Genomic DNA, 23,559 nt, shown 5'->3' with positions numbered 1-23,559 from the left:
TTTTGTAAAAAATTAATTTCTATCATTGTTTCATCAAAACAGTTCTACTATGGATTTTACGATCAACACCCAGAGGAAATGGAATTTTAGCCATGAGGTCGAAAATTACTATCCGAATGTACTTTGCGATGAGGCTATGGAGTTTTTGGAAATGTTACAGACAAACTTCAATGATGCAAGATTGTCCTTATTAAAGACCAGAAAAAAACAACAGGCTTTGTTCGATACCGGCTCTTTCCCCGAATTCCCGGTAGAGACCAAGCAAATTCGGGAAGCTGAATGGAAAGCCGCCCCGATACCTCATGATCTCTTAGACCGCAGGGTCGAGATTACCGGTCCCGTAGATCGCAAAATGATTATCAACGCATTAAATTCCGGTGCGAATACATTTATGGCCGATTTTGAGGACAGCAATGCCCCAACTTGGAGCAATTGTGTTGAGGGTCAACAAAATTTGATGGATGCCAACTTGGGTACTATTGAATTCTACAATGTATCGAAGGATAGATTGTATACTCTCAATCAAGAAACAGCCGTACTGTTGGTGCGCCCCAGGGGCCTTCACCTAAACGAGCGCCATGTTAAAATTGAGGATAATGAAATGGCCGCCAGTTTGTTTGATTTCGGATTGTATGCCTTTCACAACACAAAAACCCTTTTGGCCAAAGGCAGTGCGCCTTATTTCTACCTTCCTAAACTAGAACATTATCTAGAGGCACGCTGGTGGAATGAGGTAATCGAATTTACCCAGGATTATCTTGGCGTACCTTCAGGCACTTTCAAGGTGACTGTACTTATAGAGACCATAACCGCAAGCCACCAGTTGGATGAAATCATCTACGAGTTAAAAGATCATATTGTTGGTCTTAACTGTGGCCGGTGGGACTATATTTTCTCTTACATTAAAAAGTTTAGGAACCACAATGATTTTATAGTTCCTAATCGAGATCAAGTCACCATGACAACGCCTTTTATGAGCGCCTATTCAAATCTGGTCATACAACGCTGCCACAAACGTGGGATACATGCCATCGGTGGCATGGCCGCGCAAATTCCGATTAGAAATGATGCTCGTGCCAATACAGAAGCTCTAGAGAAAGTAAGGAAGGACAAAGAGCGTGAGGTAAAAAATGGGCATGATGGTACATGGGTCGCGCATCCAGCTCTGGTATCGGTGGCCAAGGCAGAATTTGATAAGTACATGCCCACTCCAAACCAATTGCATGTAATGCGCAATGAACTAAAAGTAAGTGCTGCCGATTTGGTAGCCTTGCCAGAAGGGACAGTGACCGAAGAAGGTATTCGCAAAAATATCAATGTAGGGATCTTATACTTGGCCGCATGGCTTGAGGGCAATGGAGCTGTTGCACTCTATAATTTAATGGAAGATGCGGCTACCGCTGAAATCTCTAGGACACAAATTTGGCACTGGCTCCAAAAAAAGGTGATTTTGAATGATGGAAGAACATTTGACAAAACACTTTTTGACACCCTTTTTGACGACGAAATCGAAAAAATAATTACTGAAGTGGGTTCCGATAGAATAAGGAACACGGAGTTTAAGAATGCCTACGAACTTTTTAAGGCAATGATTCTGACCGATAATTTTGAAGAATTCTTGACCGTACCGGCATACGAATACCTATAAAATAAAAAATGCCCCATAGATGCTGCAACATCGTAACAGGGCACAATTGAATAACTCTAATTAAAAACATGAAAACTTTTGAAACATGTAGTCGTCCGATAATTTTTCCTGATGTTGAAAGATTATGGAAATCAGTAATGACTTGTATTTAACCTTAATCAATCTTTAATCATCTAAATTCTTTAATAATGACGACTTATAATACGGCCATTGACGTTGTTAGACAACTAAAGGCAAAACATGGAAACAGATGGAACACGATCAGTGCTGAAAATGTAGGGCGTGTTGCGGTTCAAAACAGATTCAAGACAGGGTTGGACATTGCAAAATATACCGCCTCAATAATGCGTAAGGATATGGCGGAGTATGATGACAATCCTCTAAAGTATACACAGTCACTCGGATGCTGGCACGGTTTCATAGCCCAGCAAAAAATGATTGCCATCAAGAAGCACCACGGGTCTACCAATAAAAGATACCTGTATCTTTCGGGTTGGATGGTGGCGGCGCTGAGATCAGAATTTGGCCCTCTACCCGACCAATCCATGCATGAGAAGACTGCTGTGCCAAAACTCATTGAAGAAATTTATAGTTTTTTGAAGCAGGCTGATGCAATCGAACTCAATGATCTTTTTCGTCGTTTGGATGCCGGTGAAGATGTACAGGGTGAAATTGATAATTTTGAAACACATGTGGTACCTATCATTGCCGATATCGATGCCGGTTTCGGAAATGAGGAGGCAACGTATCTCCTGGCCAAAAAGATGATCGAGGCAGGTGCATGCGCCCTACAAATTGAAAATCAAGTGTCAGATGCCAAACAATGTGGCCACCAAGATGGCAAGGTGACTGTGCCACATGAAGATTTCATCGCAAAGTTGAATGCCTTGAGATATGCCTTTTTAGAATTAGGGGTGGAAGAAGGTGTCATCGTAGCACGAACAGATTCTGAGGGTGCTGGACTTACACAAAAACTTCCCGTTTCTAAGAAAAAGGGTGATTTGGCATCAAAATATATTGATTTTATTGAGGCAGAAGAGGTAACTGCAGAAGAGGTAAATGACAATGATGTATTGATAAAGCGTAATGGTAGATTGGTACGACCCAAACGATTGCCGAATGGATTATATAAGTTCAAGGCTGATTCAAATATTGACAGGGTAGTACTCGATTGCATTGTAAGTCTTCAAAATGGGGCCGACCTGCTTTGGATAGAGACACCCACACCACATGTAGGCCAAATAGCCCACATGATGAACCGCGTAAAAAGGGTAGTGCCAGATGCGAAGCTGGTGTACAATAATTCACCATCATTTAATTGGACTCTTAATTTTCGTCAACAGGCTTATGATTCAATGCTCCAAAATGGTCAAGACGTATCGGCTTATGATCGGGCAGCTTTGATGGATGTCAAGTATGACAATACCGTTTTGGCCGAAACGGCAGACGAAATGATTCGCACCTTTCAGGCAGAGGCTTCTAAGAAAGCAGGAGTTTTCCATCACCTGATTACATTGCCCACTTATCATACGACTGCCTTGCAAATGAACAATCTTGTAGAAGGCTATTTCGGTGACAAGGCCATGTTGGCATATGTGGCCAATGTGCAACGCCAAGAAATTAGAAAAGGGGTAGCCTGCGTCAAGCATCAACGTATGGCCGGCTCTGATTTGGGCGACGACCATAAAACTTTCTTTGCTGGTAGCAATGCTTTGAAGGCGGGGGGTGAAAAAAATACCAGCAACCAGTTTAACTCACAAGACACCGCGGATAAAAGAGAGCCGGTTCTTGCTGGTTGATAAAGATGGTAGGAAATTGAACATAATAGGGCGGTACCACTAGTATCGCCCATTTGTGTTTATTAATCAAAAATCTTGAAAGGAGTGTTTTCTACTGCTGATTTATCTGATTTCCACGCTGAAAGTATTAACTGTGCCAACCCTATTTTTAAGAGTTTTGGTACAAAGAATTCTTTTGCAGGACGAATTGTTACTATCAAATTATTTGAGGATAATTCATTACTTCGTAAGCAATTGGAAGAATATGGAAAAGGTCAAGTGCTTGTGGTTGACGGCGGTGGATCTCTGCGCTGTGCCTTGCTAGGTGATCAATTGGCAGCATTGGCTATAAAAAATCATTGGAATGGCATTGTAATCAATGGCTGTATTCGAGATTCAGCCCAAATCAATGCAATGCCCATTGGGGTTCGGGCATTGAACACCAGTCCGATAAAAAGTATTAAAAGAAACATAGGCGAGGTCAATGTGCCCGTGAAGTTTGCTGGGGTGATTTTTGTGCCCCACCACTATGTTTATGTAGACACCGATGGCATTCTGATAAGCGATATTGATTTATTGAAATAGAATATGTTGAGTATGAAAAAAAGAAAGTTATTAATGATACCAGGGCCCATAGAATTTGAGCCTGAAGTGTTAAGGGCAATGTCTTTGACCACGACCAGTCATGTGGCACCAAATTTTATTGAGACATTTGGCCATTGTCTAGAATTGCTTAAGAACATCTTTGAGGCGCCAAATGGTCAGCCGTTCGTCATTGCAGGAAGCGGTACTTTGGCCATGGATATGGCTGCAGCTAACCTTATTGAAACCGGAGAGAAAGTTTTGGTCATTTCTACAGGTTATTTTGGAGGCAGATTCAATGATATTTTTAAGCGATACGGTGCTTCCACTACTGTATTGCGAGCCTCGATAGGTGAGTCGGTTGACCTTGCCCAAATAGAAAATGTGCTCAAGACCGACCAATTCAAAGCATTGGCCATGACCCATGTGGATACATCTACCGGGATTTTGGCAGATGCGCAAAGTATTGCCGAATTGGCCAATAAGTACGGAGCATTGAGCGTTTTAGATGGGGTGTGTTCCGTTGCGGGTGAGCGAATGGAACAAGAAAATTGGGGCATCGATATTGTTCTGACAGGTTCACAAAAGGCCATTGGTGTTCCCCCCGGACTTGCTCTTTTAATGGCATCAAAAAGGGCAATCGAAGTATGGAAAAAAAGAAAAAACCCAGTACCCAACTACTATGCCGATTGGGCAAACTGGCTTCCGATAATGCAGGCCTATGAAGAGAGACGTCCCTCCTATTTCGGGACACCATCGGTGAACCTGATTTACGCACTTGAAGTGAGTCTTCAGTCGATTATTGAAGAGGGTATGGTTCAAAGAGCACAAAGGCATAAAAAATTGGCTGATGCTTTTAGAAGGGGCATCACGGCCATTGGCTTAAAATTGATGCCTAAAACAGAAGAAGTGGCGGCGAATACTTTATCAGCAATATATTTTCCAGAGGATATTGACGGGGGATTACTTCGAAAAAAAATAATGGAAAGCGATGTAATTATAGCAGGGGGCCTGTTACCTGAAATAAAGAATAAATACTTCAGGGTGGGCCATATGGGTGCTGTTTCTGCCAATGACCTTTTGGCCGTTCTGGGTGCATTGGAGCGCGTTTTGTTAGAACTGGGCCATTGCTTTGAAGCAGGAAGAAGCATGGCGGTATTTCAAGACACCATTCTCAATTGGCCCGAATCCTCCTTGGCCTAAACAGCTGTTCCGTACTAAGTTACGTGATGGCAAGAAGTCTAAAAAAAACATGGTATTCTCATTGGATAGCAACCCCTATTATTAAACAGTTTTGTTTAATAATAAAATAATTTTTTTGAACAGTTTTTATATTTTTTGCTAAATTGATATATTTATGCTAAATAAATATATCTTCTTATGGATTTATGTCCAAACTGCTCTTCAACAGAATTTACGAAGGCCGGTGTTGTCAATAAAAGACAACGTTACAAATGTAAATCATGTGGTTATTTTTTTACTGTAGGCAAGCTGGGGAAACGGATAGATGATTATTATGTAAATAAGGCACTACAGCTCTATTTAGAGGGCCTGACATATCGTGAGATAGAAAGAATTCTTGGAGTTTCCCACGTGTCTGTCATGAATTGGGTTCGCAAATACAATATAAAACGGCCTTACAATAAAAAATACCATCCTACCTATAAAATTTTAAGTCAATTTGAACTTCAAGATTATTTTCAAGATGCCACCAATATATCTGGTGCTGGAGTATTGGTTACCGAGCTAGGAGATAAATTTATGCTAATCAAGTGGGAGCGTTTTCGTGATTAGATATAGTAATTAAGCAAAAATATATATTAACTTTTATTTGGGATTAATTTTTTAAGATGTTCGTGTCGAATGCAGCTAACGAATAACAGCTTAAAAAATGAAAAAACCAATCTTTTTATTAGCACTTTGTACACTGGTTGCCCTGTTTGGTTATTCTCAAGGAAATACTGAATATACTGGTGGTTACAAGGTTAAATTCAGCGAAGATGGCTCAAAATATCTTCGAATAATCGCTTGGGGCCAGTTTTGGGCCCAGTACAATGATGATGTACCAGAAGAAAATAGTAAACTCAATCTGAGTGTCAGACGGGCCAGGCTTTTAACATTCACACAACTGAACAAAAAGTTCTTGATATTGACCCATTTCGGTCTCAATTCATTGAACGGTGGCAATCAAAGTCCGTTAGGTACAGGCGAAAATTCACAATTGTTTTTCCATGGGTTTTGGGGTGAATGGTCATTCGCCAAAAATCATCAAGTAGGCTCAGGTCTACACTATTGGAACGGAATCTCTAGATTGAACAGCCAGAGTACGCTGAATTTCATGACGTTGGACAACAACAGACAATCATGGGCCGTTCTGGGGCTTTCAGACCAATTTGCCCGACATATCGGTGTGTATGTCAAAGGGAAGTTCGGTAAGTTCTTTTACAACCTATCGCTTGATGAAGCGGTAGCAAATAATCTGCAAGCAGGCGTTGCTCCTGTGCCAGATGGACCAGCCGTTTACGCAGGTCGAAGATTGTTGGGTTCAAGAGATGCCGGTAAATTGGTCCAAGGGTATTTTTCATATAATTTTCTCGATCAAGAGTCTAATTTTTTGCCGTACAAAGTTGGAACATATTTAGGCAGCAAAAGAATATTTAATATTGGCGCTGGGTTTTTAACACACCCCAATGGATCAGTAATTGCAGATGCTACAGGTGATTTACAGGGCGAAGATGTAAATATTTTTGCCGTGGATGCTTTTTATGATGCACCGTTGGGTGAAGATGGTTCCGCTGTTACCGCTTATGCCGTCTATCAGAACAACGACTATGGCGAAAATTACAATTTTGGTCCCTATGCGACCGGTAATATGATCTACGGCCATGTTGGCTATTTGGTTCCCGGCACTCCTGAAAAAGCACGCTTTCAACCCTACTTATCATATCAAACAAGAACAATTGATGCCATCGATGACAACGCTACTCGATTTGGCGTTGGTGCCAATCTTTTTATGACCGGCCATCATTCAAAATTGAGCATAGAATATTCAAACTCAAAAGTGGGTGATGCTGATGGCAATGGTGTGTTAACGCTACAAGCAATGATTTACTTATAAACCAACATAATTATGACAGAAAAACAAAAAAAGGCTACGGCTTATTGGAAGGAAAACCTGAAATATCTGGTCATACTCTTGACCATCTGGTTCGTCGTTTCGTATGGGGCTGGCATCATTTTTAAAGATGCACTGAACAACATTCGGCTGGGGGGATTTAAACTTGGCTTTTGGTTCGCACAGCAGGGCTCTATCTACGTATTCGTTGTATTGATTTTCGTATACGTACGGTTGATGAACAAATTGGATAAGAAATACGGATACAACGAGGATTAACTAACTGACAAAATTTAAAATTATGAGTGTACAACTTTGGACATATATTTTGGTGGGCATCACCTTTGCACTTTATATTGGCATTGCCATTTGGTCAAGAGCGGGTTCTACAAAAGAATTTTACGTGGCCGGTGGTGGAGTATCGCCATTGGCAAACGGTATGGCTACCGCAGCAGACTGGATGTCAGCTGCATCATTCATCTCGATGGCTGGGATAATTGCATTTGCAGGATATGATGGTGCGGTGTATTTGATGGGATGGACAGGTGGCTATGTGCTCTTGGCACTACTTTTAGCGCCCTATTTAAGAAAATTTGGAAAGTTTACGGTGCCCGATTTTATCGGTGAACGTTATTATTCCAAAACCGCACGTATCGTGGCGGTGGTCTGCGCATTGATTGTTTCCTTTACGTACGTGGCCGGCCAGATGCGTGGTGTGGGTATAGTATTCTCAAGATTTCTTGAGGTCGATATCAATACGGGCGTGATTATAGGTATGGTCATTGTGTTGTTCTATGCCGTTCTGGGGGGCATGAAGGGTATTACCTATACCCAGGTTGCCCAGTATTGTGTTTTGATTTTTGCCTTTATGGTTCCGGCAATCTTCATTTCTATCCAAATGACCGGAAATCCAGTTCCACAATTGGGCATGGGCGACACCTTATCGGACGGCACCTATCTTTTGGATAAACTTGATGGACTTACCACAGAACTTGGTTTTGCTGAATACACCAGTGGCTCAAAGAGCTTGGTTGATGTATTTGCCATTACTTTGGCATTGATGGTAGGTACCGCAGGATTACCCCATGTAATTGTCCGGTTCTTTACCGTAAAACGAGTGCGCGATGCCAGAAAATCGGCAGGGCTGGCACTGCTCTTCATAGCGATACTGTATACAACAGCTCCAGCGGTTGCGGTTTTTGCCAGGACCAACATGATTGAGACGGTAAGCAATCAAGAATATGCCAATATGCCTGAATGGTTCAAAAACTGGGAAGGCACAGGGCTTTTAAATTTTAACGATAAGAACAACGACGGAAAGATTCAGTATGTAGCGGATGCTAACGTCAACGAATTAACGGTTGACCGCGATATTATGGTACTGGCAAATCCAGAGATTGCCAATTTGCCGGCTTGGGTCATTGCCCTTGTTGCTGCCGGTGGTTTGGCAGCTGCATTATCTACCGCAGCAGGCCTGTTACTGGTAATCTCTTCTTCAGTTTCACACGATTTGATTAAAAATGTATTTAATCCCGATCTTTCTGAGAAAGGTGAACTGTGGGCTGCCCGTATCTCTGCCGTGGGCGCTGTCATCATTGCCGGTTATTTTGGCATAAATCCGCCAGGCTTTGTGGCGGCGGTGGTTGCACTGGCCTTTGGTTTGGCTGCAGCTTCCTTTTTTCCGGCCATAATCTTGGGTATTTTTTATAAGAAAATGAACAGTAAGGGAGCAATCGCCGGTATGATCGTGGGCATCTCATTGATGCTGTTCTATATGCTCAAGTTCAAATTTGGAATATTTGATGGTGGAAAGGCCGCTGTTGCGGGATTAAAAGACAGCTGGTGGTTCGGTATTTCACCAGAAGGTTTTGGCACTATTGCCATGGTGGTGAATTTTGTGGTCGCATTGGCGGTCAATAAATTCACTGAAGAGCCGCCCGAAGATGTACAAGAGATCGTTGAAAATATCAGAATTCCCAGTGGGGCAGGTGATGCCGTATCCCATTGATTGATTTAGTTGGTTGTCAAAAGCGGTGTGGTGTGAATGTACCGCACCGTTTTTGTAATTTTATGAGAACCGGCATTAATGAAAATGAAAAAGAGACATCAACAAAAACTGTTGCTAATTTCTTTGGTACTGTTCCTTATTTGGAATGTTCCCTTTGTTTCGATTTTTGATGGGGATTATCAACTCTTTGGCTTTCCGGTATTTTACGTTTTTGTTTTCTTGAGTTGGTTTTTTGCTATTGTAGCTTCTTACATCATCCTAAAAAGATTTTATGAGTAACTACATTCTGGTATCAATTATCGTTTTCTATTTGGGATTACTTTTCGTACTCGCCTTCTTTGCCGAAAAGCACCGAAACAGTAGATGGGTCAACAACCCCTATATTTATGTACTTTCCCTAGCGGTTTATTGTACCGCTTGGACCTACTATGGCAGTGTGGGTATCGCCTCAAAATCGGGCATCAGTTTTTTGGCTATCTATCTCGGGCCGGTCATTGCTTTACCACTTTGGATTGTTTTGATGCGAAAGATAATTCGTATTTCAAAACAGCATAAAATATCCAGTATTGCAGATTTCATCTCGATGCGCTATGGCAATAATAGGGCCATCGGTGCCATCGTCACCGTCACCTGTTTGATAGCGGTCATTCCGTATATCGCGCTGCAATTAAAGGCTGTTTCTGAAACGTTTTCTTTAATGACTGAAAAGAGCGACTATGTTTCAAAAGGTTTTTTTGACGACTCTACTTTTTACATCGCTTTGCTCATTGCGATTTTTGTTGCTTTTTTCGGAACACTTTCCACTGATGCCTCAAAACATAAAAAGGGTATCATAGCCACAGTGGCCCTCGAATCTATTTTAAAACTCTCTTTTTTTCTGGTAATTGGTATTTACATTACATATTACTTGTTTGATGGTACTACCGATTTATACGTGAGGGCCTCTCAAATGGAAGGTTTTGCACAACTTTCATCGTTCGGCGGCGTAGAAAATGGCTTCAATTGGATTTTTACCATTTGCCTTTCCTTTTTTGCTATTTTTTTGTTACCGAGACAATTTCATGTAGCGGTGGTTGAAAATGACAACGAAAAACATTTGAAAAAGGCCATTTGGCTTTTCCCCCTGTATTTGTTGTTGTTCAATGTATTTGTGATCTTTATCGCTTGGGCGGGCAATATCAATCTTCCCTCAAGTGTGAACAATGATTATTACACATTGTTGCTGCCTCTGCAAGAGGGGCATTGGGCGTTGGGCCTGATGGTTTTTATAGGAGGATTTTCTGCCGTGATATCAATGATTGTGGTTTCCACACTTGCTTTATCGACCATGCTCAGCAACAACATTATCATTCCATACGGATTTATAAAAAAACTGGTGGAAGGAAATCCTATTGAAAACGCCAAGAACATCAAGAATATGAGGCGTATTTCCATTTTTATCCTGATTATTCTGGCATACCTTTTTTATATAAATTTTTCGGCACAACTTTCGCTTTATTCAATAGGCTTGATATCTTTTGTTGTCATATCCCAACTGGCCCCTTCATTCTTTCTTGGGCTTTTTTGGAGAAGAGGTACGGCCAAAGCGGCAAAAACAGGCATTATGGTAGGCCTTGCCGTCGTTTTTTATACCCTTCTTCTACCTATTGTCGGTCAAGTTTTCATGCCTGAAGCCTCATGGTTACAAGATGGTCTCTTCGGTTTCGCATGGTTGAAACCATCTCAATTTTTCGGACTGGATTATTTGACCCCTGAAAGCAATGCCTTTATGTGGAGTTTGGCATTTAACGGACTTTCATTCGTTGGTCTTTCGTTGATGGCCAAGGGCGACTATCGTGAGCGCAACTATGCAGAAATGTTCGTTCACCATGAAAACTATGAAAACTTGCAAGAGGGTGCTTTTGTGTGGAAAGGCGAAGCTTATGTAGCTGATATCAAGCGGTTGCTGAACCGATTTTTGGGCGAGACAAAAACCGATAGAGCCCTAAATATCTTTAACAGAAAGTATAGCATCTCTGAAACAGAAGAAAAAGCTGATGCCCGCCTGATCAATTTTTCAGAAAAGCTATTGACTGGTAGTATTGGCAGTGCTTCGGCCAAGATACTGCTTTCATCGGTATCTAAAGAAAAACCCATTGGTTTGGTCGAGGTATTGAATATTTTAGAAGAGAGCAAAGAGACCAGGGCAACCAACAGATTACTTGTTGAAAAATCCGAAGAGCTTTCTACAATGGCCAATCAATTGAAAGAAGCCAATGAAGAATTGCGTCTGCAAGACAAGCTCAAGGATGATTTTCTAGATACTGTGGCCCATGAGCTAAAGACACCGATAACTTCAATAAAGGCTGCATCAGAAGTACTTGAAGACGAGCAAATGCCCAAAGAATTGCGCAGACAGTTTTTAGAGAACATCAGTAATGATACCGACCGCCTAGAGGCCCTTATTCACAATATTCTTGATTTGGAAAAACTCTCGGGCAACCGAGCTGAACTGGATATCAGAAGCCGTAAAATAAATGCCACGATTACCAAAGCGATAAAAGGTGTGGAACAGATTGCTGCGAAAAAACGTATTCAAGTTGAGTTTGTCGAGCAAGACTATTTAGAAGGGTTTTATGATGAGGATAGAATTTTACAAGTCTTGACCAATCTGTTGTCGAATTCTTTGAAGTTTACCGAAGAAGAGAAAGGCGTGATAAAAATTCTTCTGAAAGAAGAAAAAAATGCCATTTCTGTTGCCGTTGAAGATAATGGAAAGGGTATTCCCGTAGAAGACCAAAATTATATTTTTGAAAAGTTTTATCAATCTAAAAACCAGAATATTAAAAAACCAAAAGGCAGTGGATTCGGTTTGGCGATTTGCAAAAAAATCATTGAAGGCCATAATGGCTCGATATGGGTTGACAAGAATTTCAGGCAGGGCGCCCGATTGGTATTTACTATTCCTAAAACAAAATGAAAAAGAAGAAGATACTTATTGTTGATGACGAGCCGAACATTGTAATGTCGTTAGAGTATGCCTTCAAAAAGAAAAATTTTGAAGTGTTCATTGCCCGTGACGGTACAGAAGCTCTTGAGATTGCCGAAAAGGAAATACCAAATGTCATTCTGTTGGACATTATGATGCCCAAACTTGATGGATATGAAACCTTGAAGAGGCTTAGAGCAAACAATATGCTCAAAGATTCTAAAGTAATTTTCATTTCGGCAAAGAGCAAAACTGCAGATATCGAAAAAGGGCTTGAACTTGGCGCTGATAGCTATATGGCCAAACCTTTTTCAGTTAAAAAAGTGGTGAACAATGTAGAAACAATGATTGCATAGCATATATCGAATATCAAATAACTGAACAAAAACCTGTATTATGAGTAATTATCACATAAAACATCTAGAAGAATATTTTCAAGTCTATAGAAAGTCAGTTCGTAACCCCGAAGCCTTCTGGGAAGAGGTCGCCGAAGAACATTTTGTCTGGCTTAAAAAGTGGGACAGGGTACTCGACTGGGACTTTACCAAACCTGAAATCAAATGGTTTGAAGGCGCGCAGCTCAATATAACCGTGAATTGTATTGACAGGCATCGACATATTAGAGGTCAGAAAACTGCGATTCTTTTTGAACCAAACGACCCCAATGAAGAGGCCGAACACATCACTTACAATCAATTACATGAGCGCGTTTGCCGTATGGCAAATGTGCTTAAGGATAAAGGCATCAAAAAGGGGGATAGGGTCGTGATTTACCTTCCGATGATTCCCGAATTGGCAATTTCGGTTTTGGCATGTGCCCGAATAGGAGCGATTCACTCTGTGGTTTTTGCAGGATTTTCATCAACTGCATTGGCCACACGAATCAATGACTGTGGGGCAAAAATGGTGCTGACATCTGATGGTTCTTACCGTGGTAACAAGACCATCGACCTTAAAGCAATTGTAGATGAAGCCCTAAATGATTGCCCAGATGTGGAAACCGTGCTGGTGGCAAAACGTATCGATTCTAAAATCAAGATGAAGGACGGGCGTGATGAGTGGCTGCAACCTTTAGTTGACAAAGCCTATGCCGATTGTGTGCCTGAAATCATGGAGGCAGAAGATCCCTTGTTCATATTGTATACTTCAGGTTCTACAGGCAAGCCAAAGGGTATGATGCACACAACGGCTGGCTATATGGTCTACACGGCCTATACCTTTAAAAATGTTTTTCAATATAGGGAAGACGATATCTATTGGTGCACGGCCGATATCGGTTGGATCACGGGGCATTCCTATATCGTGTATGGCCCATTGGCCAATGGGGCGACCACGGTGATGTTCGAGGGCGTACCTTCTTATCCTGATTTTGGTCGTTTCTGGCAGATTGTTGAAAAGCACAAAATCAATCAATTTTATACCGCACCAACGGCCATTCGCGCATTGGCGAAAGAAAATCTTGATTTTGTTTCAAAATATGACTTGTCAAGCTTAAAAGTATTGGGCACCGTGGGAGAACCCATCAATGAAGAGGCCTGGCACTGGTACAATGACCATGTGGGCGAGAAAAAATCTCCCATAGTCGATACTTGGTGGCAGACCGAAACTGGTGGAATCTTGATTTCACCGATTCCGTTTTCAACGCCCACCAAACCTACCTATGCAACTTTGCCAATGCCGGGGGTACAACCTGCCCTAATGGACGAGAATGGTAATGAAATAAAAGGTAATCCTGCGGATGGTAGGCTCTGTATCAAATTTCCATGGCCCTCAATCGCACGAACCATCTGGGGAAATCATCAACGCTATAAAGACACCTATTTTTCCGCCTTTAAAAACAAGTATTTTACCGGGGATGGTGCACTTCGCGATGAGGTGGGGTATTACCGTATTACGGGTAGGGTAGATGATGTAATTATTGTATCAGGCCATAATTTGGGCACGGCACCCATTGAGGATGCCATCAACGAACATCCTGCCGTGGCAGAATCTGCTATTGTAGGCTTTCCACACGACGTTAAGGGAAATGCCCTTTACGGTTATGTCATTCTCAAAGAAACGGGTGAGACAAGAGACAGAGATAATCTGAGAAAAGAGATCAATCAACAGATTTCCGATAAAATTGGACCTATAGCCAAATTGAATAAAATTCAGTTTGTTCCCGGGCTTCCGAAAACCCGTAGTGGAAAAATCATGCGGCGCATCCTTAGAAAAATTGCATCCAAAGACACCTCCAATCTTGGCGATACCTCTACATTGCTCAACCCTGAGGTTGTAGAACAAATCATGAAAGAGGCCCTCTAAAGATACTTCCAGAACTCCCAAAACTTGTCTTTCTTCAACAGTTCATTTAGACTGGCAGGTTTTAGTTTTTCAAGAATATGCAAAAAAGCTATGGCAGTGATATAGGCATCCCCCAAAGCCGTATGCCGATCCGTCTTCGATATGTGAAATTCTTCGGCAAGTTCGTCTAGACTGTAGTGCCCTTGCGCTTTTCTTTTTGATTTAGGAAGACTTTTATTGTAGAGTACAGAAGTATCCAATTTGGGATTCAACAATTTTGGCAGATTGTGTCGTCGAAGTGCACTGTTGATCATACCTACATCAAAGCGAACATGGTGGGCAACAAGAACGGCATTCTCCACAAAACCCAGTAGTCTTTTAAGTCCTTCTATTTCAGTTATTTGTATGCTTTTTTCTTTTTTCAATATCCCATGGATTTGAACTGTCTTTGCATCAAAGGTCAGTTGGTCCAAGAAAACCTCAAAAGCCTCTTTTGCCTTTATGGTTCCATTTTGGATTTTTAGGGCACCGATGCTCAAAATCCGATCCTTTTTTAAGTCAAAACCAGTGGTTTCAGTATCGAATACCACAAAGGAAACTTCGGGTATATTTTTTGAAAGTCCTTTTTTAAAGGAAGCTTCATAGCTTTTCCAGAATTCAGCCAGGTTGTTTTTCATAGAAGCCATATTCTTCATCTGACCCGAGAAACCATAAAACGAATGTTCAAAAGGCCCTGAATTTCTTTAATGGTCTTAAAAGTTCGCTTGAGTTTCATTTTTTCTTCTTTGCCAAGCTGCTCTAAATTGATGAATTGGCCTGAATCGTTTTGCTGTAACCCTTGTTTGGTTCTGAATTTGAGAAGCGCTTTGCAGGCGTAGCTGCACGCGATGTATATTTCTGCATTGTTGGGTTCAAGCATTGCCAATTTTTCAAAACGTTCCCATGTGTTACTGATGTCGGTTACATTGTGCGACAGGATCAATACCCTCGCCGCATCAATCAAGGGCATCAACGCACGTTTTTTCAAATCGAAAAAATCTTTATGTTGACCATCTTGCTCAACCAAGAATTGTCTGAAAAAACCCGTAGGAGAGGGGTTGGCAAGTGCATTAGCCGCTAGATGACTTAAAAAGATGGGGTATTTTTTGATGGTATCAACAATATGTTTTGACAGATCAAAGACCAGCTCTTTATCACCATAGGCCCTGCTATAATCGAAGAAAATTGTTGACAGTAAAATCTCATCTTTTCCTGGGTTCATAACCCACTTTGAGGTCATTTTTCTGTATCCAGAAAGGCTATTGCACCATTTTGGGTTAGATCCCATCATATCTGCAGGGCAAAATTCATAGCCGATGGTATTGAGCCCACTGGTGATGTGCTTTGCCAGTTTTAAAAAATAGCCTTGGGTCTCATCAAACTTGTTCTTTGGTACGTCTTCAAAAAGTAATGCATTGTCTTGGTCGGTATGCAGTAACTGTTCGCTTCTTCCTTGGCTTCCCATCGCCAACCATGCAAACTTTACGGGTGGTTCAGAGTCCATTCTCTGCAATGAAAGCTCCACAACTTTTTTGATACAGACATCATTGAGCTCTGTAATGATTTTCGAAGTCAAAGCCATTGGAATGTTCTGTTCAAGATAACCTCGTAGCAAGTTCATCACCCCTTTTCGCAACGACTTGATAGCCTCTACATTTTTGCTCCGTTTTATGGCCTTCACAAGTACTGCGGGATTGTTTCCAAGAGAGAGCATGATATCATGCTTTGATAAAATGCCTATGGCTTTGGTATTGATGGTACCATCTTCGGTCAATATCAAATGGCTTATATTATTCTTCATCATGGCCATTTGTGCCTGTGTGATGGTGAGTTTTGCTGGATAGGTAATGACCGGAGATGACATAATGGTTTTTGCCTTGGCATTGATAGGGTGTTGCCCCGTGGCAATTTTGTTTCGTAAATCCTTATCAGTGATTATGCCTGCGGGTAATCCCCCTTTTTCGATAAGTACGGCACCAATGCCCTTTGATGTCATCGTTTGTGCAATGGCTTTTATCGTGCTATTCTCATCTTCTGACACCACTTCTTTTGAAAAGTCAACACTTTGTAGGTCTAGCAGCCGAGAATCGGCGTTTGCGTCAAAATTTATGTTGCCCAACAATTGTCCCTTGTTACTCTCATCGTAAGGATTTCTAGTGTTTGAAGCAAAGCTTTCCACCAAAAAATTGGCAACTCTTTCATTTTCTTTTATGTAGGGATGAAATTTTTCTATTGGTATAGCATACAGTATGGTTTCCTCCTCTGTTTTTGCCATCAGCCTATAATTTTCATTTGCCATGAGTGGCCTGAGGCCAAAAATGTCACCTTCATCGCAAAGGTCTAAAATGCTTTTTTCGCTATCATTCCAAAGTGCGACGGCACCTTTGTGAACGACATAAAAATGAGGGTGGGCAGTTTCATCGATTTCGAAAACCAAACTGTCCTTTTCTTTGTATACAATTGAAACTTCTTCAGACAAAGTCTCAAGCTCTACTTTTGTCAAGTTGGAAAAAGGAGGATATCTTTTTAAAAAATCGGCAATTCGAAAAGAGATGGTATTCTGCATGCTTCAAATTAAAAAGAATTGGCGGAAATAACGAAGAAGATGATAAAAGCCGACAGCTTAAAGATTAGCTTCCGTCAAATCAAAACATGTAATCATGCTAGTTAAGAATAGGAAGCATGTCATGAAAGGCCTGCTTATACTCTAAAATTTTGAATATCGCTGATGTATCACCCAGATTTTCCAAATCATTGATGTAGTTCTTTTCTGCGTGTTCAAAATATTCAGTGTCGCCCTTGCCGACACGAATCAAGGTAATCTTACCATTGCCAAATCGACTCTTTAGTACGGCATTGGTTTCTGATATCCATGAAAAATTCTTATTGTGCCGTAAAAAGGGCATGCGTTGCCCGGGTTCAAGCTTTAAGTCCCAAAGTTTTACGGTTTTATCTTCAAATAAAAGCCTATTTCCCAAGGTTTCTTTGAATTCCAGCGAATTTAATTCCTCAACATAATCTTCTTCCCATTTAGAAAAATCATCGATGGGATTCAGTTCCAAACAATCCATCCTAAAAAATTAAGGCGGCGAAATTACTTACTTTTTTTGATTTGAAAATCGACAGGTGGCCAATTAACAAATAATTAGCCTTGAAGTAGATAGTGGTGATATAGAAAAGAAAAACCCCGGGCAAAAAACCGGGCTTTTGTAGCGAGAGGGGGACTTGAACTCTTGTCCGCCTCTGGCGGATATGAATCCTGCGCTCAGCCAAAATTCTTGCGAATCCACTTTCTGCCGATACCTGATTTGAAAAAAGTTTCCCGCTTTTTTGCCTCTTTTTCAGAATCGAAGAATTCAACATGAACGACTTTCCAAGGTCTGTGCTTTAAGGTGTAGCCCTTGGTGGCCAGCTCATTGTGTGATTTGAATCGTTGTATCAAATCCGTGGTATATCCTTTGTAGAAGACATCGGATTTTTCGGAATACATTATATAAACAAGGTGTTCTTCCATAACAAAAAAGCCCCTCATAATGAGGGGCTTTTGTAGCGAGAGGGGGACTTGAACCCCCGACCTCAGGGTTATGAATCCTGCGCTCTAACCACCTGAGCTACCTCGCCAAATATTGTGATGTCAATTTCGTCTATTTGTCTTTCGACTTGAATCCCGTCCGCCTCTGGCGGATATGAATCCTGCTCCGCCCAAGGCGGATACCTCGCCGCATGGCTTTAAGCGGGTGCAAATATAATCGTTAATTTTCGCCGAATCAAAATTAGAGAAAAGATTTCCTGATCAGAAAGTCAAAACAGATCGGGTTGTTTATTTGGTTTTTATTTCTTTATATTGACGTTTCATAAAAACACAACAAACAAAAGCACTCGGCCCATGGGCGACAAAATAAAATTTGAAATCGAATTCGTTATCCAATCTTCTCCACAGATGTTGTACCAATACATCTCAACGCCATCAGGCTTGTCAGAGTGGTTTGCCGACAATGTAAATTCTAGGGGAGAGAAGTTTAGTTTCATTTGGGACGGTTCTGAAGAGACCGCAAAAATGCTCAAGCGAAAGAGTGATGAATTTGTTCGGTTTGCTTGGGAAGAAAATGAAGACGACAGCTATTTTGAAATGCGGATCATTGTCGATGAAATCACCAAGGATGTTTCGTTGTTCATCACTGATTTTGCTGAAGAAGACGAGGTAGATGAGGCCAAAATGCTCTGGGAAAACCAGATTGCCGATTTAAAACATGTATTGGGGTCGACCTAAGGCTGTAAGCATGTGAAGGTGTATCTTTGATCCCGATAACATCGGGATTTTTTTATGGTCAATTTTAACGGTAACCTACTTTCTGAGGACAGTACATTTTTAAACCACCAGAACCGTGGTCTCAAATATGGCGATGCGGTTTTTGAGACTCTTCGAGTGGTCAACGGAGCTATCTATTTTTGGGAAGACCATTATTTTCGTTTGATGGCATCAATGCGGGTTCTGCGGATGGAAATCCCCATGGAGTTTACGTTGGAATTTCTGCAGGATGAGATTTTGAAAACAGTAGATTCAAACGATTGTTCCAATGAGCCTTGCAGGGTGAGGCTTACGGTTTTTAGAAAAGACGGTGGCCTTTATACCCCGGCAACCAATGATGTCTCTTATGTCATTGAGGTAAAGAAGTTAGATTCTCCATTTTACATTTTATCAGAAGCGGCCTATGAGGTTGAATTGTTCAAAGATTATTATGTCAACGCTGATATGCTGTCAAATCTCAAGACAACCAATAAAATCATCAATGTAGTGGCAGGGGTATTTGCAACTGAAAACGATTATGACAATTGCATGCTTCTCAACGGCTCAAAACAAGTGGTCGAAGCCATCAACGGCAATATATTTTTGGTCAATGGCACTACCGTAAAAACACCCCCCCTTAAAGATGGATGCCTTGACGGTGTTTTACGAAAAAAATTGATGCAGATCATTGAACGTGATGATGTATACGAGTTGTTGGAAGAAAGCATATCACCATTTGAACTTCAAAAAGCAGATGAGCTGTTTTTGACCAATGTGGTGGTAGGTATACAACCTTTTACAAAATATCGAAAGAAAGAGTTTTCAAGCGAGGTGTCGAAAAAATTCATTGGTAAGTTGAATGCGGCGGCGCGATTGGCCTAATTCAATCCTGGGTTTTCAGGAGCATTGGACCAGATGAGGTAATCACCGCCCAATTCCACCATTTTTTCTTTCCAAAAGGCATTGACCGGTTTTTGTATGAGGTCACTCTGGTATTCATTGTTGACGACGACCCAAGATTTAGACAGGAGCTCTTGGTCAAGTTGCAGGGAGTCCCATCCTGAATAACCAAGAAAAAAGCGAATGTCATTTTCTGTAATGGTACCTGAGTTGATAAGCTCTATGGTCTTTTCAAAATCACCTCCCCAGTAGATTCCATCAGCAATTTCTACACTATCTTCAATGAGTTGGGGTACTTTGTGGATAAAGTAAAGATTATCTTGTTCTACAGGCCCGCCATTGAAGACCTTGAATGGGGCCTTTATTTCAGAAACCAAGTCACCAATATTGTATTCAAGGGGTTTGTTCAAGATGAATCCGACGGAGCCTTGTTCGTTATGCTCTGCCAATAACACGACTGAACGGTTGAAAGAGACATCACCTGTCAGTGTAGGTTCGGCAATCAAAAGTTTCCCTTTTTCTGGTACGGCTTCGACCATTATTAGAAAATTGTTTCAATTAAATGTAACACAATATCTTTTAACCACAAAAGTGGGCCATAAAAAAAGCATCCCAAACCGAGGGATGCTTTCAAAATATCTTCAAGTGGGATGATTTAGTTCACAGCATCTGCCAAATCAGCACCAGCTTTAAACTTTACTACATTTTTAGCAGCAATTTTGATAGTCTGCCCAGTTTGTGGGTTTCTACCTTCTCTTGCATTTCTTCTAGAAACAGACCAAGAGCCAAAACCTACCAAAGAAACTCTATTTCCTTTTTTAAGCGATCCCTCTACGTTGCCCAAGAAAGATTCCAATGCCTTTTTTGCAGCTGCTTTGGTGATGCCAGCATCGGCAGCCATTGCATCGATTAATTCTGTTTTGTTCATAATGGAATTAAATTAATTGTTGTTAATATAATATTAATGCTGGACAAATTTATATGGATTTGCCTGCGACGCAAGTAAAATCAAGGGAAATCAGCGTTTTTGTTAATAACTTAAAGGGTTTGTTGATAAACACAACAGAATTTAACAAATTTCGTCAGCCCAATGATGATGCGCCTTTAGCGCACACAAATGCTTTCTGAAGCTCTAAAACCGTTCAAGACATCTTCGATGGGCATCATCCTTTTTCCTTGAAGTTGCACTTTTTTCAAGTAAATGAATCCGCCCTTCACAGCCACTTTCATGGCGCGGTTTTCTAAATGTACTTTGCCAACAGGGTCATCATGGTCAATTGCTTTCATATCGACCTCATAAATTTTCATGGAGATTTCTTCATCGCCATTGACCAAAATGGTCCACGCAGTGGGGTAGGGGCTTAGCCCGCGAATATGGTTGAAAATGGCTTTGATGTCAGCATTCCAATCAATGTTGCAGGTTTCCTTATCAATTTTTGGGGCGGGCTTCAGATCACCATGCCCAGACTGTGGAATAACTTGTACAGTATCGGTTTCAATCAACTGTACTGTTTTTACGATAAGTTCAGCACCGAGCTGCATCAATCTATCATGTAGTTCACCCGCAGTCTCTTTTGAACCTATAGCTGTTTTTTCTTGAAGGATGATTTCACCGGTGTCTATTTTTTCATCGATGAAAAAAGTGGTCACGCCAGTTTCGGTTTCCCCATTGATAATGGCCCAATTGATGGGTGCCGCGCCTCGATATTGCGGCAACAATGATGCGTGAAGGTTGAAAGTGCCATACTCCGGCATTTGCCATACCGCCATGGGCAACATCCTGAAAGCAACAACGACAAACAAATTCGCATTCAGTGATTTTAATTGCTCTAAGAATGCTGCATCTTTCAAATTGGTGGGCTGTAGAATGGTCAATCCGTTTTTGAGCGCATATTTTTTTACGGCAGATTCGTTTAGTTGATGGCCCCTGCCGGCGGGCCTATCGGGAGCCGTGATGACGCCAACAACCTGATAGCCATTGTTGAGCAAGACATCCAACCCCTTAACGGCGAAGTCAGGGGTGCCCATAAAAACGATTCGAAGGTCTCTTTTGCTATTTTTTGATTTGGTAGGCATTGATTTCATTTAGTACGATACGTTCGTCTTCAAGCAATTCTTTTAGCGCGTTTAAAATATCCGTCTCGTCGTGGTTCAGTCGTGACACCAGTTCTTTTGAGTTCAACGAGTTTTTTTTGATGATTCGTAGCACATCTTTCTTGATGACCTCCCTGCTGTCTTTGTCAATTGCAAATTTACTGCGACAAATATCGCATTTGCCACAGTCTTTGAGGTTGCTTTCACCAAAATAGTTCAATAAGAAAACGCTTCGGCAGATTTTGTCGTTTTGGGCATACTCAAGCATTTTTTTTAACCGCTCGTACTTTTGTCTGTTGAGCTTTTTGATGCTTTCAGCAAAAGTGTTGATGGTTCGGTCATCTTCACGAGGCACCAAAAAAGTCAGGGTCAAGTCACTTTTGCTTACATCAAAGGTGATGATGCCATCATTTTGAAGTCGTTCAAGAGTACGGAGTATTTCATCTTCACTGGCACCTGATTTTTTTGAAATCAATTGCAGGTTGATGTTCACATCAAAGTCAAAGACACCGCCATAGGTTCGCAATACGGTCTGTGTGATGTTGACCATGGATGGATTTTCTTCCAGATACTTAAAAAGGCGGTCTTTGCCCGCCAAGAAGCGAAGCGTACTTTTTCTATTAAAATTTTCTGAAAGTGAAATGACCGAATTTTGATCCAGTAACTTCAAACCGTTGTATGCCAAAAGAGAGTTCAATCGATACCGCTTGCAGAACTCCTGAAAGTGAAAATCGAATTGTTCATTGTGCCCCCCACCATACGGAATTTGAAAAAAAGTGTTGAGCTTGCGATAGAGTTTTTTGAGAAAGGTGCTGTCGGGCAGCGTGTCTAAAAATTGTCTTTTTGCTTGTGACAAATCCTCCTCGTTGTATAACAGCAATACATTGGCGGGTTGGCCATCCCTGCCGGCCCTGCCGATTTCTTGAAAATAATCTTCAATGCTGTTGGCCAATTGATAATGAACCACTGTGCGCACATCGCTTTTATCGATGCCCATGCCAAATGCATTGGTGGCCACCATGATTTTTGTTTCTTCCCGCAACCACGCATCCAGCTTTTTCTTTTTTGAATGTGAATCCAATCCACCATGGAAAAAATCGGCTTTCAAACCTTGGTCCATCAAGAACTTGCTCAAGATTTCGGTGTTTTTTCGTGTCCGAACATATACTATTGAACTTTCATTGACCTTTAATGCCAGTGCCAGCTGGTATCGCTTGTCTTGAACAGATTTTGCCGAGAGCATTAAATTTTTTCGTTCGAACGAATCTTTGGCGATGAACGGATCATCCAGTTGTAATTGTTCCACAATGTCAGCTATCGTGGTTTTCGTTGCCGTGGCCGTCAGGGCAACAATGGGCACATCGGGCTTCAAAGTACGCAGTGCGGAACAGTTGAGATATGCGGGGCGAAAATCATGGCCCCACTGCGAAATGCAATGCGCCTCATCAATGGCGATCAGGTTGATGTTCATTTCTTGCAGACGTTCTTGTACCATGGACTGCTGCAATCTTTCGGGGGATAGGTATAAAAATTTATATCCGCCGAACTGACAGTTATCCAATAGATTGTTCACGTCTTCAAACGATAGCCCGCCCACCAATGCCACAGCTTTTATGCCTTTTTTCTTCAGTTCGTCTACCTGATTTTGGATCAATGCGACCAAGGGAGAGAAGACGACGCATAATCCTTCCTTCGCCATTGCAGGAATTTGAAAGCACAGTGATTTTCCGCCCCCAGTGGGCATGAGTGCCAAACAATCCCTGCCTTCAAGCAGGGTAGTGATTATTTTTTCTTGGGATCCTTTGAAATCATCATGGCCCCAGTGATTTTTCAAGAGTTCTTTGGGTGTGGCCATA

Annotated in this window: 21 protein-coding genes and 1 tRNA gene; 13 read left to right on the top strand and 9 right to left on the bottom strand. The window is 41.5% G+C overall.

Annotation, left to right across the window (positions count from 1 at the left end; translation table 11 throughout):
* Positions 1 to 49: 49 nt before the first annotated feature.
* The 11 genes from aceB (at position 50) to acs (ending at position 14,403) form a co-directional block, all read left to right on the top strand.
* Positions 50 to 1,648 carry a malate synthase A gene (gene aceB / locus AAAH86_RS05830; protein ID WP_343486578.1) on the top strand — a complete coding sequence of 533 codons (1,599 nt, stop codon included), beginning with the start codon at positions 50 to 52 and terminating at the stop codon, positions 1,646 to 1,648.
* A gap of 188 nt (positions 1,649 to 1,836) precedes the next feature.
* The gene (locus AAAH86_RS05825; protein WP_343486577.1) at positions 1,837 to 3,447 is read left to right on the top strand and encodes an isocitrate lyase; all 1,611 of its coding nucleotides are present in this window, start codon (positions 1,837 to 1,839) and stop codon (positions 3,445 to 3,447) included.
* 84 nt (positions 3,448 to 3,531) lie between these two features.
* Complete coding sequence (rraA, locus tag AAAH86_RS05820) at positions 3,532 to 4,011, top strand: ribonuclease E activity regulator RraA (RefSeq protein WP_343486840.1); 480 nt, start codon at positions 3,532 to 3,534, stop codon at positions 4,009 to 4,011.
* Positions 4,012 to 4,023: 12 nt separating this feature from the next.
* Positions 4,024 to 5,211: an alanine--glyoxylate aminotransferase family protein gene (locus AAAH86_RS05815; RefSeq protein ID WP_343486576.1), complete on the top strand. Its 1,188-nt coding sequence runs from the start codon at positions 4,024 to 4,026 to the stop codon at positions 5,209 to 5,211.
* Positions 5,212 to 5,388: 177 nt separating this feature from the next.
* The gene (locus AAAH86_RS05810; RefSeq protein WP_343486575.1) at positions 5,389 to 5,802 is read left to right on the top strand and encodes a helix-turn-helix domain-containing protein; all 414 of its coding nucleotides are present in this window, start codon (positions 5,389 to 5,391) and stop codon (positions 5,800 to 5,802) included.
* 97 nt (positions 5,803 to 5,899) lie between these two features.
* Positions 5,900 to 7,126 (top strand): hypothetical protein, encoded by a 1,227-nt coding sequence (locus tag AAAH86_RS05805; protein ID WP_343486574.1) that lies wholly within the window; start codon positions 5,900 to 5,902, stop codon positions 7,124 to 7,126.
* A 12-nt stretch (positions 7,127 to 7,138) separates the two neighbouring features.
* A complete protein-coding gene (locus AAAH86_RS05800; protein WP_343486573.1) occupies positions 7,139 to 7,402 on the top strand; it encodes a DUF4212 domain-containing protein in 264 nt (87 codons plus the stop codon).
* A 22-nt stretch (positions 7,403 to 7,424) separates the two neighbouring features.
* Positions 7,425 to 9,131, top strand: coding sequence for a sodium:solute symporter family protein (locus tag AAAH86_RS05795; RefSeq protein ID WP_343486572.1), 1,707 nt, complete (start codon positions 7,425 to 7,427; stop codon positions 9,129 to 9,131).
* A gap of 271 nt (positions 9,132 to 9,402) precedes the next feature.
* Positions 9,403 to 12,090 carry an ATP-binding protein gene (locus AAAH86_RS05790; protein ID WP_343486571.1) on the top strand — a complete coding sequence of 896 codons (2,688 nt, stop codon included), beginning with the start codon at positions 9,403 to 9,405 and terminating at the stop codon, positions 12,088 to 12,090.
* On the top strand, positions 12,087 to 12,455 hold the full coding sequence (locus AAAH86_RS05785; RefSeq protein ID WP_343486570.1) for a response regulator: 369 nt from the start codon (positions 12,087 to 12,089) through the stop codon (positions 12,453 to 12,455). The genes AAAH86_RS05790 and AAAH86_RS05785 overlap by 4 nt, the downstream gene beginning before the upstream one ends.
* 40 nt (positions 12,456 to 12,495) lie before the next feature.
* Positions 12,496 to 14,403: an acetate--CoA ligase gene (gene acs / locus AAAH86_RS05780; protein WP_343486569.1), complete on the top strand. Its 1,908-nt coding sequence runs from the start codon at positions 12,496 to 12,498 to the stop codon at positions 14,401 to 14,403.
* On the opposite strand, the gene AAAH86_RS05775 is transcribed toward acs, so the two are convergent.
* The 5 genes from AAAH86_RS05775 to AAAH86_RS05755 form a co-directional block, all read right to left on the bottom strand.
* Positions 14,400 to 15,059 (bottom strand): 3'-5' exonuclease, encoded by a 660-nt coding sequence (locus tag AAAH86_RS05775; protein WP_343486568.1) that lies wholly within the window; start codon positions 15,057 to 15,059, stop codon positions 14,400 to 14,402. The two genes, acs and AAAH86_RS05775, sit on opposite strands and share 4 nt — an antisense overlap.
* A 14-nt stretch (positions 15,060 to 15,073) precedes the next feature.
* Entirely contained in the window at positions 15,074 to 16,987 is a 1,914-nt protein-coding gene (locus tag AAAH86_RS05770; RefSeq protein ID WP_343486567.1) for a DUF294 nucleotidyltransferase-like domain-containing protein, read from the bottom strand.
* A 97-nt stretch (positions 16,988 to 17,084) separates the two neighbouring features.
* Positions 17,085 to 17,492, bottom strand: a complete 408-nt coding sequence (locus AAAH86_RS05765) for a hypothetical protein (protein ID WP_343486566.1) — start codon at positions 17,490 to 17,492, stop codon at positions 17,085 to 17,087.
* 194 nt (positions 17,493 to 17,686) lie between these two features.
* Entirely contained in the window at positions 17,687 to 17,953 is a 267-nt protein-coding gene (locus AAAH86_RS05760; protein WP_343486565.1) for a GIY-YIG nuclease family protein, read from the bottom strand.
* A 15-nt stretch (positions 17,954 to 17,968) separates the two neighbouring features.
* Positions 17,969 to 18,042, bottom strand: a tRNA-Met gene (locus tag AAAH86_RS05755).
* 265 nt (positions 18,043 to 18,307) lie between these two features.
* Between AAAH86_RS05755 and AAAH86_RS05750 the strand changes: the two genes are divergently transcribed.
* Positions 18,308 to 18,691: an START-like domain-containing protein gene (locus AAAH86_RS05750; RefSeq protein ID WP_343486564.1), complete on the top strand. Its 384-nt coding sequence runs from the start codon at positions 18,308 to 18,310 to the stop codon at positions 18,689 to 18,691.
* A gap of 54 nt (positions 18,692 to 18,745) precedes the next feature.
* The gene (locus tag AAAH86_RS05745) at positions 18,746 to 19,591 is read left to right on the top strand and encodes an aminotransferase class IV (protein ID WP_343486563.1); all 846 of its coding nucleotides are present in this window, start codon (positions 18,746 to 18,748) and stop codon (positions 19,589 to 19,591) included.
* On the opposite strand, the gene AAAH86_RS05740 is transcribed toward AAAH86_RS05745, so the two are convergent.
* From AAAH86_RS05740 to AAAH86_RS05725, 4 genes are all read right to left on the bottom strand, one after another.
* Positions 19,588 to 20,148 carry a YqgE/AlgH family protein gene (locus tag AAAH86_RS05740; protein WP_343486562.1) on the bottom strand — a complete coding sequence of 187 codons (561 nt, stop codon included), beginning with the start codon at positions 20,146 to 20,148 and terminating at the stop codon, positions 19,588 to 19,590. The genes AAAH86_RS05745 and AAAH86_RS05740 overlap by 4 nt on opposite strands.
* Before the next feature lie 116 nt (positions 20,149 to 20,264).
* Positions 20,265 to 20,537, bottom strand: coding sequence for an HU family DNA-binding protein (locus tag AAAH86_RS05735; protein WP_343486561.1), 273 nt, complete (start codon positions 20,535 to 20,537; stop codon positions 20,265 to 20,267).
* Between the two features lie 176 nt (positions 20,538 to 20,713).
* Positions 20,714 to 21,685 carry a methionyl-tRNA formyltransferase gene (gene fmt / locus AAAH86_RS05730; RefSeq protein ID WP_343486560.1) on the bottom strand — a complete coding sequence of 324 codons (972 nt, stop codon included), beginning with the start codon at positions 21,683 to 21,685 and terminating at the stop codon, positions 20,714 to 20,716.
* Positions 21,663 to 23,558, bottom strand: a complete 1,896-nt coding sequence (locus tag AAAH86_RS05725; protein WP_343486558.1) for a RecQ family ATP-dependent DNA helicase — start codon at positions 23,556 to 23,558, stop codon at positions 21,663 to 21,665. The genes fmt and AAAH86_RS05725 overlap by 23 nt, the downstream gene beginning before the upstream one ends.
* Position 23,559: the final 1 nt, after the last annotated feature.

Source organism: Allomuricauda sp. d1 (assembly GCF_039592695.1).
Taxonomy (GTDB): domain Bacteria; phylum Bacteroidota; class Bacteroidia; order Flavobacteriales; family Flavobacteriaceae; genus Flagellimonas_A.
This window is presented reverse-complemented; position numbering and strand designations above follow the sequence as displayed.